At 48.3% G+C, this 12,715-nt stretch carries 9 protein-coding genes; 6 read left to right on the top strand and 3 right to left on the bottom strand.

Going from position 1 to position 12,715, the window contains the following annotated elements; all coding sequences use genetic code 11:
• Positions 1–112: 112 nt before the first annotated feature.
• The 5 genes from NX722_RS20380 to NX722_RS20360 all read left to right on the top strand — a co-directional run bounded on the left by NX722_RS20380 (position 113) and on the right by NX722_RS20360 (position 7,303).
• Positions 113–1,561: an NTP/NDP exchange transporter gene (locus NX722_RS20380; RefSeq protein WP_262564690.1), complete on the top strand. Its 1,449-nt coding sequence runs from the start codon at positions 113–115 to the stop codon at positions 1,559–1,561.
• A 324-nt stretch (positions 1,562–1,885) separates the two neighbouring features.
• Positions 1,886–2,095 (top strand): transcription antiterminator/RNA stability regulator CspE, encoded by a 210-nt coding sequence (gene cspE, locus NX722_RS20375; RefSeq protein ID WP_034879436.1) that lies wholly within the window; start codon positions 1,886–1,888, stop codon positions 2,093–2,095.
• A gap of 218 nt (positions 2,096–2,313) precedes the next feature.
• Positions 2,314–3,462, top strand: a complete 1,149-nt coding sequence (locus NX722_RS20370; protein ID WP_262564689.1) for an alpha-hydroxy acid oxidase — start codon at positions 2,314–2,316, stop codon at positions 3,460–3,462.
• A gap of 229 nt (positions 3,463–3,691) precedes the next feature.
• Complete coding sequence (gene tkt / locus NX722_RS20365) at positions 3,692–5,689, top strand: transketolase (RefSeq protein ID WP_262564688.1); 1,998 nt, start codon at positions 3,692–3,694, stop codon at positions 5,687–5,689.
• Between the two features lie 288 nt (positions 5,690–5,977).
• Positions 5,978–7,303: an IS701 family transposase gene (locus NX722_RS20360; RefSeq protein WP_262563599.1), complete on the top strand. Its 1,326-nt coding sequence runs from the start codon at positions 5,978–5,980 to the stop codon at positions 7,301–7,303.
• 29 nt (positions 7,304–7,332) lie between these two features.
• Here the strand turns inward: NX722_RS20360 and NX722_RS20355 are convergent, their stop codons facing one another.
• From NX722_RS20355 to NX722_RS20345, 3 genes are all read right to left on the bottom strand, one after another.
• The gene (locus NX722_RS20355) at positions 7,333–7,875 is read right to left on the bottom strand and encodes a PDDEXK family nuclease (protein WP_262564687.1); all 543 of its coding nucleotides are present in this window, start codon (positions 7,873–7,875) and stop codon (positions 7,333–7,335) included.
• 168 nt (positions 7,876–8,043) lie between these two features.
• Entirely contained in the window at positions 8,044–9,411 is a 1,368-nt protein-coding gene (gene gorA / locus NX722_RS20350) for a glutathione-disulfide reductase (RefSeq protein ID WP_262564686.1), read from the bottom strand.
• Between the two features lie 488 nt (positions 9,412–9,899).
• Positions 9,900–11,585: an NAD-dependent malic enzyme gene (locus NX722_RS20345; RefSeq protein WP_262564685.1), complete on the bottom strand. Its 1,686-nt coding sequence runs from the start codon at positions 11,583–11,585 to the stop codon at positions 9,900–9,902.
• Between the two features lie 732 nt (positions 11,586–12,317).
• On the opposite strand from NX722_RS20345, the gene NX722_RS20340 reads away from it, so the two are divergent.
• Complete coding sequence (locus NX722_RS20340) at positions 12,318–12,647, top strand: ArsR/SmtB family transcription factor (protein ID WP_262564684.1); 330 nt, start codon at positions 12,318–12,320, stop codon at positions 12,645–12,647.
• Positions 12,648–12,715 lie beyond the last annotated feature (68 nt).

Below are 12,715 nucleotides of genomic sequence, written 5' to 3'. Positions count from 1 at the left end.
GCATCCATTACTTCATTGCGAATTTTAGCAAGCACTATGATGTATATCAAAATTTTTTGATATAGCTCTGATTGTATCAAAACGTATGCCACTCAACGCAAGAGGTACATCCATGCTTCCGGGATGCCTGCAAAAACACTCTCTTTTCCTCAACCACGCCTTTATGATGTTTTTGTGCATCATCAACTTCGACATACTGCGCAATCTGAAAGAATCTCTGCTGGTCACTCGAATGGGTGCAGAGATTATTCCATTTATCAAGTTGTGGGTCGTTACCCCATCAGCCTTTCTCTTTGTCTTCTGTTACAGTTTTTTGGCGAACCGCCTTTCCAAACAACACCTGTTTGTTTTTACCATTGTGCCATTTCTGGTCTGGATGCCCGTCTTTTCGCTGTATCTCTACCCCAACCTGGCTGAACTCGCCCCCAGCTCTATTTGTCAGATGATGTCCGACTATCTGCCAGACAACCTGACCCTGATCAGCGGGCTACTGGAAAACTGGCCTTTAACCATTCTGTTTGCCTGTGCCGAACTCTGGGGTACCGGGGTTCTCTGCACACTGTTCTGGTCTACGGTAAACGACACAAGTACGGTTAAATCAGCGTCAAGGGAGTACCCATTGCTGACACTCGTTGGAAACAGCGCCTCATTGCTCTCTGGTCCAATGATCCTGTTACTGGTTCGCGAGCTGACCGGACACAATGACAATGGCTGGCAGGTAAGTCTGATCTATCTCTCAATGATTTTTGTGGTCTGCGGGCTGATTATTATCTGGCTTTACTATCACAGCATGACGCTGGCCCCTTCCCTTTCTGCCCCACAGAAAAATCATGGCGATACCGCTACCCGGTTGCCTTTAAAAAGCAGCTTTCTTTTCCTGGCAAAGTGTCCTTACCTGAGAAGTATCGCCCTGATCATGCTGGGTTACTGTATCGCCATTAACATGGCGGAAGTCGCATGGAAGAGCCAGCTCGTGCGTGTGTACTCCACCGAATCCGAGTACTCCATGCTGATGGGACAGTTAACATTTTATACCGGCCTGGGATGCTTACTGATGGCAGTAGTAACGATGCGACTGATGCGCTTCGGCTGGCGAATTGCTGCTCTGGGGACTCCGCTGCTGATGGTGTGTACCGGCATTCCTTTCTTTCTTGCCGTCGCACTATCGAACAGCAGCTGGCTGCCTGAAGCGCTTTCAGCTCCAATGCTGCTGGCAGGTATCAGCATTGGAACACTGTGTAATGTTGCCAGTAAATCGGCAAAATACACTCTGTTTGATGTCACCAAGGAAATGGCTTTTGTCCCCCTGAATAATGAACAAAAGCTGAAAGGCAAGGCATCCATCGAGCTGATCGTCAGCCGTGCGGGAAAATCGTCCAGCGCTCTTGTACAGCAGTTTCTGATCGTTACCCTGGGCTCACTGACCGCCTCAATGCACTGGCTGGCCAGTATATTCATGATCATTACCATTGTCTGGATGGTATCTGTGGGTGCTTTATCGAAACAGTACCGTCGCTATGGCTTTATAGAAAAGGGCTTCAGAGAAAAAGAGGAGGGCTGAAATGAAAGAACCTGCCTGTCTGCACAGGCTCTTGCGGAAATACACACGATGAAGCTGAGAATTTTAACTGGTATAATGCTCATTTTTCCCCTGAAATTGTGCCTGATAGGATAATTCCAGAGGAACATTGAAAGAAATACTCATTGTGCATTCGATAGAGTGCTATACAATGATTGGGTTAAAAGTGTGTTTAGTTCTTTATGTTTAATTCAGATGTACTGTGTGTCGTAGCGCATCCTGCTTTTCATAAACAATAACAAAACTTCTAGCTCAACCGCCTTGTAATGAGGCAAAAACAAATTTATCAACTGTCAGGATATAAATATGTCTACTTCCACAGGTACTGTTAAGTGGTTTAACGAAGAGAAAGGTTTTGGTTTCATCGCTCAGGAAAATGGCGGACCAGACGTTTTCGCTCACTTTCGTCAGATCAAAGGCGACGGTTTCAGAACCCTGAAAGAAGGTCAGCGCGTTGAGTTCACCGTAACTCAAGGCCAGAAAGGTCCTCAGGCTGAAGACATCGTTGTTCTGTAACTTCGATTCAGTCTCCCAAAGGCAGCTTCCTTAAGCTGCCTTTGTTTTATCTCCCCCCCCTGAAAAGCACTCCCCGGCAGCTATCCCTCAACAACTCATCAGCAACAGCTCTTCTGAAAAAAACCTTCTGAAAGAAAATAGTCACCCCGTTTCCTGAAAACCCTCTATAACTACTACCTTCTATAACGATTGCTTTGCACCTTCAGGCTGGCTAACCCATGCGACTGAAACACTGCCATTCAGTTTATGACTTTCGCCAACTGGCTAAAAGACGTCTGCCGTCTCCCATCTTTCATTACATTGATGGTGCCGCTGATGATGAAAAGACCTGCCAACAAAACACCCTGGCTTTCGACCGCTGCGATCTTGTACCCAACGTACTCAGGGGAACCGATGAAGTTGATTTATCAACAACCGTTGTCGGGCAACAACTGGATATGCCGCTTTTTCTCTCTCCCACAGCCCTGCAACGACTGTTTCATTACGAAGGTGAACTGGCTGTAGGCAGGGCTGCCGAACAGTTTGGAACCATGTTTGGATTATCATCTCTTGGTACCGTTAGCATTGAAGAAATCAGCACGCTGATTAAAACGCCAAAACTGTTCCAGCTTTACGTCCATAAAGACAAAGGGCTGACCAGAGACATGATAGATCGCTGCAAAGCCGCTCACTTCGATGTCATGGCACTGACGGTTGATACCACGGTTGGCGGCAACCGGGAAAGAGACCTGGTGACAGGTTTTACCGTACCCCCTAAACCTACCCTGCAAAGCCTGATCAGCTTTGCCCTGCATCCCGCCTGGGCTTTCAACTATTATTTCCGGCAGAAATTCGAACTCCCTCAGTTACAGGCTTATGTGAATGAAGGCTCCAGTATTCCGCTATCAGTGGCCAATTATTTTAATACCATGCTGGATCAGTCCATGAACTGGCAGGATGCCGAAGCACTGGCTAAATACTGGGGAAAACCGTTTATCATCAAAGGCATTATGTCGGTGCATGATGCCCGAAAAGCCATTGATATCGGTGCAGCAGGCATTATGGTTTCCAACCATGGCGGCCGTCAGCTGGACGGATCACGCTCGCCTTTTGATCAGCTGGCTGAAATTGTCGATGCCACAGGTGACAAGATCGACGTCATCTGTGACGGTGGCATTCGCAGAGGCACACATGTATTAAAGGCACTCTCCCTTGGGGCTAAAGCCTGTTCCGGGGGGCGACTATACCTTTATGCGCTGGCAGCAGCCGGGCAGGCCGGTGTAGAGAAGGCGCTTTCATGCCTGCACGCCGAACTGGTCAGGGATATGAAGCTGATGGGCTGCAGAAACATTCAGGAGCTTGGCAGAAATAACCTGAGATTCCGATGAATCGTCTACTTTAGGGTCGTAGCAATCAGGTATAAATAACCGCAGTGACAAGGCCGGCAATCCTCCCGTGTATTTCACCAGTACTGGTCTTTTCTAGAAGCCTGTCGGACATTCCCAAAAATCACCCTTTGATCATTTTTGGTGCTTTCTGCAATACCGTTTTGCCCTGATAGCGATTAGAATACGCTCCCACATTTTAATGACTTGATCATCAGGAGCCCTGATTTCTATGTCTCCACGTCGTGAGCTAGCCAATGCCATCCGTGCCCTGAGCATGGATGCCGTCCAAAAAGCCAAATCCGGACACCCTGGCGCCCCAATGGGTATGGCCGATATCGCCGAAGTGCTGTGGCGCGACTACATGAACCACAACCCGGTTAACCCGGAGTGGGCCGACCGTGACCGTTTTGTCCTGTCTAATGGACACGGCTCCATGCTTCTGTACTCCCTGCTGCACCTTTCTGGTTACGATGTATCCATCGAAGACCTGAAAAACTTCCGCCAGCTGCATTCTAAAACCGCCGGTCACCCGGAATACGGTTATGCACCTGGTATCGAAACCACTACTGGCCCGCTGGGTCAGGGTATTGCCAACGCCGTTGGTTTTGCTGCTGCTGAAAAAGCACTGGCAGGTCAGTTCAACCGTGAAGGCCATGACATCGTAGACCACTACACCTACGTATTCATGGGCGACGGCTGCATGATGGAAGGCATCTCCCACGAGTCCTGCTCCCTGGCTGGTACTCTGGGTCTGGGTAAGCTGATTGCCTTCTACGATGACAACGGCATTTCCATCGACGGTGAAGTAGAAGGCTGGTTCACCGACGACACCGTTAAACGTTTTGAATCCTACAACTGGCACGTTGTTCCAAATGTTGACGGTCATGATCCGGAAGCCATCAAGGCTGCCATCGAAGCCGGTCGTGCGGAAACTGACAAGCCAACCCTGATCTGCTGCAAGACCGTTATCGGCTTCGGCTCTCCTAACAAGGAAGGCAAGGAAGAGTGCCACGGTGCGCCTCTGGGCGATGACGAGATCAAACTGACTCGCGAGCGTCTGGGCTGGAACCATGGTGCTTTCGAAGTGCCTGCCAACGTTTACGAAGGCTGGGATGCGAAGAAAGCCGGTGCTGCTAAAGAAGCAGACTGGAACGAGAAATTCGCAGCTTACGCTGCAGCTCATCCGGAGCTGGCTGCTGAATTCAAGCGTCGTATGAGTGGCGAACTGCCAGCAGACTTCTCTGAAAAAGCCGACGCTTACATTCGTGAGTGTCAGGAAAAAGCCGAGAAAGTCGCCAGCCGTAAAGCGTCCCAGAACACCCTGAATGCTTATGGTCCTCTACTGCCAGAACTGCTGGGCGGCTCTGCCGACCTGGCCGGCTCCAACCTGACTCTGTGGAGCGGTTGCAAAGGCGTTGAGAAAGACGACGCTGCCGGTAACTACCTGTACTACGGCGTGCGCGAATTTGGCATGAGCGCCATGATGAACGGTATCGCCCTGCACGGTGGGTTCGTACCTTACGGCGCCACCTTCCTGATCTTCATGGAGTACGCCCGTAACGCCGTTCGCATGGCTGCCCTGATGAAGCAGCGTTCCATCTTCGTTTATACCCACGACTCCATCGGTCTGGGCGAAGACGGTCCGACCCACCAGCCCATCGAACAACTGGCTAACCTGCGCTCCACACCCAACATGAACACCTGGCGTCCATGCGACACCGTTGAATCTGCCGTAGCGTGGAAGTACGCCATCGAGCGTAACGACGGCCCAAGCGCGTTGATCTTCTCCCGTCAGGGTCTGCCTTGCATGGCTCGTGATGAAGAGAAAATCGCTAACATCGCCCGTGGCGGTTACATTCTGAAAGACTGTGCAGGTACGCCAGAGCTGATCCTCATCGCCACTGGTTCTGAGATCGAACTGGCTATGAACGCCGAAGCCAGACTGACCGAACAGGGTCGCAAGGTTCGCGTTGTATCCATGCCTTCTACTGAAGTGTTCGACGCTCAGGATGCTGAATACAAGCAACAGGTTCTGCCTCTGGAAGTTCCGGCCCGTATCGCTATCGAAGCCGCTCACGCTGACTTCTGGTACAAGTACGTAGGTCTGGACGGTCGCATTATCGGCATGACTTCTTTCGGTGAGTCTGCGCCAGCCGGTGACCTGTTCCCGTTCTTTGGATTTACTGTCGATAACATTGTGGCGGCTGCTGAAGATATGCTGGACTAATTTCCAACACATCTTGTCGTATAAAAGGGCTTCTGAATTGAAGCCCTTTTTTCAAGACTAACAACCTGCCACAAAATGAATATGTTAAATAACAGTTAAAACCCGAAAACTACAGATAAAAACACCCACCAGACACTACCGGGCAAGCACTCCTGACAGCCTGCATAGTTATTGATCCGTATCAATAATGGACTCGAGTTTAGAGAATTATAAGTACTAACGTTTTGTATTTTTTGATGCCGAAATAGGTTAAGCAACCGCTTCATCTACCAGGAAAAAGCGGTTGCCATGCTCACTTCAGATCAGAAAGTAATCCTTCGAGAGCTTTCTTTATATACGACATTTCTTGCAAAAGCGCTATCACCACTTGCGGCACCAACGTTCTGTGAGTTACTTCTGGGTGGCATGCTTTCTGGCGAAGGCTTTGTTACACAGGCTCTCCTGACGATCCACTACGAGAATTTCTGGAACAGCTACCATCATTGGGTCTCTCAAGGTAAGTGGCGTTGGCGAAACCTGGCGCATCGTCTGATATTGCTGGTCAGTTCTAAAGTGCCTGACGGTCAGACCATTCCCCTGATTCTTGACGACCTGACACTCGAACGTTGCTCTGACAAAGCACCGGCATGCCGAATACATCACCAACACAGCAAGAAAAAGAACCGGTGTACTTATCTTCTTGGTCAATGCTGGGTCTTTCTGGCTATTCCTTTCCAGAGACCATCAGACAAGGTGCATACTGCGGTTCCAGTGATGGCATTTCCATCACCTAAATCAGGCAATATCAGTAAACTTAAAATTGCAAAGGCCATGCTGAAATCTGTACGGCAGACTCTTCAGGGGCGAGCTTTTCGGCTACTCACTGACTGCTGGTTTATGAATCACACCATGATGCAGCCCGCGCTTGAGCTTGGGTATGAGGTCATTGGTCATATACCCAAAAACCGGGCACTTTATGCGCTTCCAGTCGATGCACTTCCTCCCTCTCCTTTCAAAAGGAAAGGCCGCAAGCGTAAGTATGGTGTCAAAATGACACCTGAGGAAGTAGAGAAATTACCAGAGACCAAGATGACTCTCTGGCTTTACAGAAAGAACCGGACTGTCTCTTTTCGTTCCTGTATTTGCCGGGCTCGTTTTTTGAAAGGCCGTATTGTCCGAGTCGTCTGGAGTCGTTTTGAAAACGACAAGGGAGAAACAGAAACCAAACTATTTCTGTCCACAAATCCTGACCTGAAAGCCGATGAAGTGCTATTAGCCTACTCGCTCAGGTGGCCTATAGAGCCTATGTTCCAGCAACTTAAACACGAGTTTGGATGCAAGCATTTATGGCAGCAGAAACTCAGAACGCTGTTACGATGGATGCACATTAAAATGGCAGGGTATGCGCTGGTGCAATTGCTGACCATTTGTCAAAATCCTGCGGCCATTGCGTTGGCCAAAACTGCCTGGAGGAACCCCCATACAGTCACGGCCGGAATGCTTAGGCGCGCGCTGTTTTGGATTATTCCGCAGTTTCGAATTCGTGGCTGCTGGAACCGATATGAGCAAAAATTAGAGCTGAAATTGCCGGATAAAAACGAACGTTCGGATAGTTTTTTTGGAAAAACGACATAAATGAACTCAGAACCAATGATTTAAACGGTTCAGGCAGGTTTAAATTGTGTGCCTGACGGGGTTGGCTGCGCCGACGCTAAATATTTTACCGAACGTTCATGTTTTAAGAACTCTAAACCTGAGAGCATTTCTATTAATAATTTTTCTTGAAGTCTTCGGTATTGGGTTTTAGTAAGAGTGGTAAGTTCAGGATGCAGGTCACTGTCCGCCTTGACAGAATCACAGGTAGCATCATCTCGATCAGACAAGACTTTTAGTGCATCCACTGTTACAACAAATTCACCGTTAAGATGGTGCCTTAAACCATTCTGCCTGCAGACTCGCTCACTGATTTCAGGATGAATTGGAAATTGATCAAAGTACGATGAAACCTCATCCTCAAACTCAAGGTTAAAGTGATGCCTCTTCTCAGACGGAGATGCAGAGAAAATCATGCGTTCATTTTTGAAACTATACCACTCTGATGAGGTAGCATGTGAGCTGAAATTCCGGTTGGTGATGTATCCTCGATATCCATTCTTTTCAACGAAAGCTTGCCAAGCTTCGTAGCTAAGTTTGGGAGCAACTGACATCAGGCACATTCTCAATACAGTAGAAAACAGGGGACTAAAAAACAAAAAAGGAGTACTGTAGAGTACTCCTATGGAGGGTAGTTCAACTGGGTGAAGTTGACCAATATTTTCCTAGTTGACCAAATTTTTACCAGTTGACGGAAGTTTTACGGTCAACCAAAAAATTCACTACCGCATGGTAACAAACTCTTCCGCTGACGTTGGATGAATCGCAACGGTATTGTCAAAATCTGCCTTAGTTGCCCCCATTTTTAAGGCAACAGCAAAGCCTTGCAGCATTTCATCAGAACCGTGTCCGATACAGTGAATGCCCACAATTTTCTCTTCTCTGCCAGCCGTTACCAGCTTCATTTTGCTGGGCTGTCGATGACTGGTCAGGGCTGAGTACATCGCAGTGAAGCCACTGCCATACACTTTGATATTATCTTCACCGTAACGTTCAACGGCTTCTTTTTCAGTCAGGCCAACGGTTCCAATGGTAGGGTGGCTGAAGACAACGGTCGCTACATTGTCATAATTCAGGTGTTCTTCCGGCTTGTTATTAAACAGTCGCTCAGACAAGCGACGACCAGCCGCTACGGCAACAGGTGTCAGTTCTATCTTGCCAATGTTGTCACCCACCGCATAAATGCCCGGTACATTGGTATTCTGGAATTTATCCACAGCGATATAACCACGCTGATCGGTCTCAACACCTGCGGCTTCGAGATTAATGCTATGAGTGTGAGGTTTCCGTCCCACTGCCCAGATGACTGTGTCGACGTTCAGGCTGTTACCATCTTCCAGATGAACCGTCAGGCTACCGTCGTTTTCTTTGGTGATTTCTTTTGGTACGGAATGCGTATGCAGGGCCGGGCCTTCTGCTGCCATGATGTCCACCAGCGTATCAGACAACATGTCATCAAAACTGCGCAGAGGCTTATGTCTTCGAACCAGCAGATGCGTTTCACTGCCCAGTGCATGAAGTACGCCTGCCAGCTCCACTGCGATATATCCAGCCCCCAAAACTGCAACCCGTTCAGGGCGGTCGTTCAAATCAAAGAAGCCATCAGAGTCAATGCCGTATTCAGCTCCGGGAACCTGTGGAATGGCTGGCTCACCACCGGTGGCAATCGTGATGTGGTTAGCGGTGTACTGTACACCATTGACTTCAACGGTTTTTGCATCAACAAAACGACCATAGCCGTTAATAACCGTAACGTTGTTGTTGCCCAGTACCCGATCATAAGACTGATGAATGCGACCAATATACGCTTCGCGACTTTCAACCAGTTTTTTCCAGCTGAAGTTTTTAAGTACAGAATCATGGTCAAGATCAAAGCCATAATCCGGGCCATACTTCACCGCATCGGATATCTGACCGGCAAACCACATGGCTTTTTTAGGAACACATCCAACATTCACGCAAGTACCGCCGAGGTATTTAGCTTCAATCAGACCTACTTTGGCACCGTGCATGGCGGCACGGTTTGCCGTACCGATGCCGCCGCTGCCACCACCAATTACCAGATAGTCAAAGTGTGTATCTGTTGTCATCAATATGGCTCCCAAGCCCTGGAATACGTCGTTTTGATTATATTGGGTTGAAATCTGCTGTTTTAAAGCTTTGCGCTGCACATTGTGAGTGTAGTGGGGACTGCGATCAAGAACCGTTCTCCAATAAACGTCAGCGTTACGTGCAAACAGAAAGGTTACATATTCCGTTAAGCAGGTAACGCAATGAAGTCGCTTCCAGCCTGGAGCTATGGATTGAAATAAAGAATAAGCTTATAAAAATCAGTTGGTTAGTGAGTCATAAAAAAGTTGGCATACAGCTTGTATATACACGACTGAAAGCAAACATTGCCGCAATAAAAATAATAATAAGGCAGTGAGTCAGCCGATAATAAAAATAATAAAGGCTGGTGTTAAGTGGATTGGTTTGCAGGGTTGTTCGCAACGGTCTGAAAACCAATCCACTTACTTTCTTTTTTATTTCACCTGATTCCAGCCTCCTGAAAGTCCGACCCAGTCAGATGCCTTAATCAGCAGTAAGACATACGAATACGTCTATATTCCGGGCTCCAGCGCTTTTCACGAATACGCTGTTCAATTTCCGTAAGCTCGGTTTCCGGAGCCAGCTCTTCCTTCTGAGCCTGCAAAGCCACTGCCAGCGCAATGTCGTTTGTCACTCGCTGAATGTTGTCCAGAGTAGGCAACAGAGGCGCTTCACGGTTAATCAGTGCCGGGGAGGACAGAGCCAGAGTCTGAACCGCAGCGTCCAGCATGCCATCAGAAATACGACGTGCGCCGCTAGCCAGTGCGCCCAGACCCAGACCCGGGAAAATATAAATATTGTTGCACTGGGCGACCGGGTAGCTACGACCTTCAAAGCTCACCGGATCAAACGGACTGCCAGTAGCAACAAGAGCCTTGCCTTTACTCCACTTGATAATATCTTCAGGAGCGGCTTCAACCTGACTGATCGGGTTAGACAGCGGGAAGATAATGGGCTGTTCGTGGTTCAGAGACATCTGCTCGATGATCTCCTGAGTGAACAGACCCGGCTGCCCGGAAACCCCAATGATGGCGTCAGGTCTGGCATGCTTCACAACATCAGCCAGTGACACAGAGCCATCAGTCATCCATGGCTGAATATCATCGTGCTTTTGCGCCAGTTTCTGCTGGAATGCGCGCAGGTCAGACATTTCATCGTGTACCAGACCAAAACGGTCCACCATGTAGATACGCTTGCGGGCTTCTTCTTCAGACAAACCTTTCGCCATCATCAGACGGACAATCTGTTCTGCAATACCGCAGCCTGCAGAACCAGCACCAAGGAATGCAACGTTCATATCCTCAATGGATTTATCAGCAGCCTTGGCAGCCGCCAGCAGCGTTGCAGCAGCAACGCCTGCAGTACCCTGAATATCATCGTTAAAGCTGCACAGCTCGTCGCGGTAAGTTTCCAGAAGCGGAGTAGCATGGTTAATGGCAAAATCTTCAAACTGCAGAAGGGCATTTGGCCAGCGACGCTTCAGAGCCTTAATAAAGCTCTCTACAAACTCGTAGTATTGCTCATCGTCAATTCGTGTGTGTCTCCAGCCCAGGTAGTTCGGGTCTTCCAACAGCTTCTGGTTGTTGGTACCGCAATCAAGCATGATCGGCAGCGTCTGATTTGGCGTAATGCCACCAACAGCGCTGTAAAGCGACAGCTTACCGATACAGATGCCCATACCACCAACACCCTGGTCTCCCAGGCCAAGAATACGTTCACCGTCGGTTACAACAATCACTTCAATATTGCGTTTGAAGTTTGCCAGCATAGCATCCATGCGGGCACGTTCCGGATAGGAGATGTAAAGGCCACGGGGACGACGGTAAAGGTCGCTGAAACGCTGACAGGCCTGCCCGACTACCGGCGTATAAATAATGGGCAGCATTTCTTCCAGATGACGCTTCACCAGGGCAAAAAACAAGGTTTCGTTCGTATCCTGCAGGGAGCGCAGATAAATATGTTTCAGAATCGGAGTGGGCTTAACCGAAAACGACTTGTAGGCTCGACGACACTGCTCTTCCAGTGTTTCAACACGAGGTGGCAGAAGACCATGAAGGTCCAGCTCGCTCCGCTCTTCCAAAGTGAAGGCTGTGCCTTTATTCAGCAGTGGGTTCTCTAACAACATCCGTCCGGACAAACCTGTATGGATATTGTGGGATTCAGCTCGGCTCATTGCGAAATTGCTCACTCATGTTTAAAAAAGAGGTCGTATGTGAATACTAGAGGTAGCAGTGATCATAAAACAGACAGGACATACCGCAACGCCATGCGTGAATGCACCGCACCTTCTTGAGCAAAACAGGAAACAAGCTGTTTTTTAAATATCTGTGCTGATTACGATGATTCTGATTGTTAAACGACACCCAATCTAGTAGACGACTAAAGACTTTTAGTGTTTCAGTGACGTAACACATAGGATCTGACGTTACACTTTTTGTATCGATACGTAACACATTGCCTGGCTGAATTTTGCTCAGTATAGATCAAATACACTAAGGGAAACTACGTACCTCTTTTGTTTTGGTAGAACCTCGAAAACTGGCACGTTGGTTGTATAAGTACAGGTGACAAGAATAATAACAGTCCCAATAATAACAATAATTCCCTTCCTGCAGTCGAGCAGCGAAATAACAAGAATAATAAAGCTGCCTTCTTTTTTTAGAACTTTTCTCGTTTCCAATACGCTATATTCTTTTTAATGCTAACCAGTCGTCAGTCTCATGACTCTGAGTATCTGCCGCATAAGACTGATAAAAACACGTTCAGACAGCCTCTAAAACAAATTTAAAAAAAGCTAGCTTCAATGGTTTTTCGTTTCAGGTGAACACTGACTTTTTCTATTTGATTGAAGAGGTTAGACTCCATAGCGAGCACTGAAATCAGTAACACCCAGAAAAAGTAATCTATGACAGACTCCCAGCAGACATGTTGTGCAGATATCCCCAGCTTATCTGATGAGCGTTTGGCCCGACTCGCTTCACTGTTTCGCCTGCTGGGTGATGAGGGACGGTTACGACTCGTCATGGCCTGCCTTGATGGCCCACAGCCGGTATGTTGCCTGTCTGAAATCGCAGGCATGTCTCAACCTCTTACCAGTCACCATCTGCGAGGACTGAGGGAAGCACGCATCCTGAAATCATCTCGAAAGGGAAAGCAGATGTTGTATGAACTGGACGATTACCACATTCGCCATGTCGTTCTGGATCTGGCAAATCACGTAATGGAAGACGAATAACCAACAGGAACCAGCCTTTGGTCAATGTCGCTTTGGGCAGTCTCGCATCAGGCAGACAGACCTGCTTA

It is taken from the genome of Endozoicomonas gorgoniicola (assembly GCF_025562715.2).
Classification (GTDB): Bacteria; Pseudomonadota; Gammaproteobacteria; order Pseudomonadales; family Endozoicomonadaceae; genus Endozoicomonas_A; species Endozoicomonas_A gorgoniicola.
The sequence above is the reverse complement of the archived record's forward strand: the minus strand, read 5'-3'. Positions and strand labels throughout refer to the sequence as shown.

Coding starts and splice junctions, on each gene's coding strand:
- NX722_RS20380 (WP_262564690.1), top strand. CDS start 113: ATGCTTCCGGGATGCCTGCAAAAACACTCTCTTTTCCTCAACCACGCC.
- NX722_RS20340 (WP_262564684.1), top strand. CDS start 12,318: ATGACAGACTCCCAGCAGACATGTTGTGCAGATATCCCCAGCTTATCT.
- cspE (WP_034879436.1), top strand. CDS start 1,886: ATGTCTACTTCCACAGGTACTGTTAAGTGGTTTAACGAAGAGAAAGGT.
- NX722_RS20360 (WP_262563599.1), top strand. CDS start 5,978: ATGCTCACTTCAGATCAGAAAGTAATCCTTCGAGAGCTTTCTTTATAT.
- NX722_RS20355 (WP_262564687.1), bottom strand. CDS start 7,875: ATGTCAGTTGCTCCCAAACTTAGCTACGAAGCTTGGCAAGCTTTCGTT.
- NX722_RS20345 (WP_262564685.1), bottom strand. CDS start 11,585: ATGAGCCGAGCTGAATCCCACAATATCCATACAGGTTTGTCCGGACGG.
- NX722_RS20370 (WP_262564689.1), top strand. CDS start 2,314: ATGCGACTGAAACACTGCCATTCAGTTTATGACTTTCGCCAACTGGCT.
- tkt (WP_262564688.1), top strand. CDS start 3,692: ATGTCTCCACGTCGTGAGCTAGCCAATGCCATCCGTGCCCTGAGCATG.
- gorA (WP_262564686.1), bottom strand. CDS start 9,411: ATGACAACAGATACACACTTTGACTATCTGGTAATTGGTGGTGGCAGC.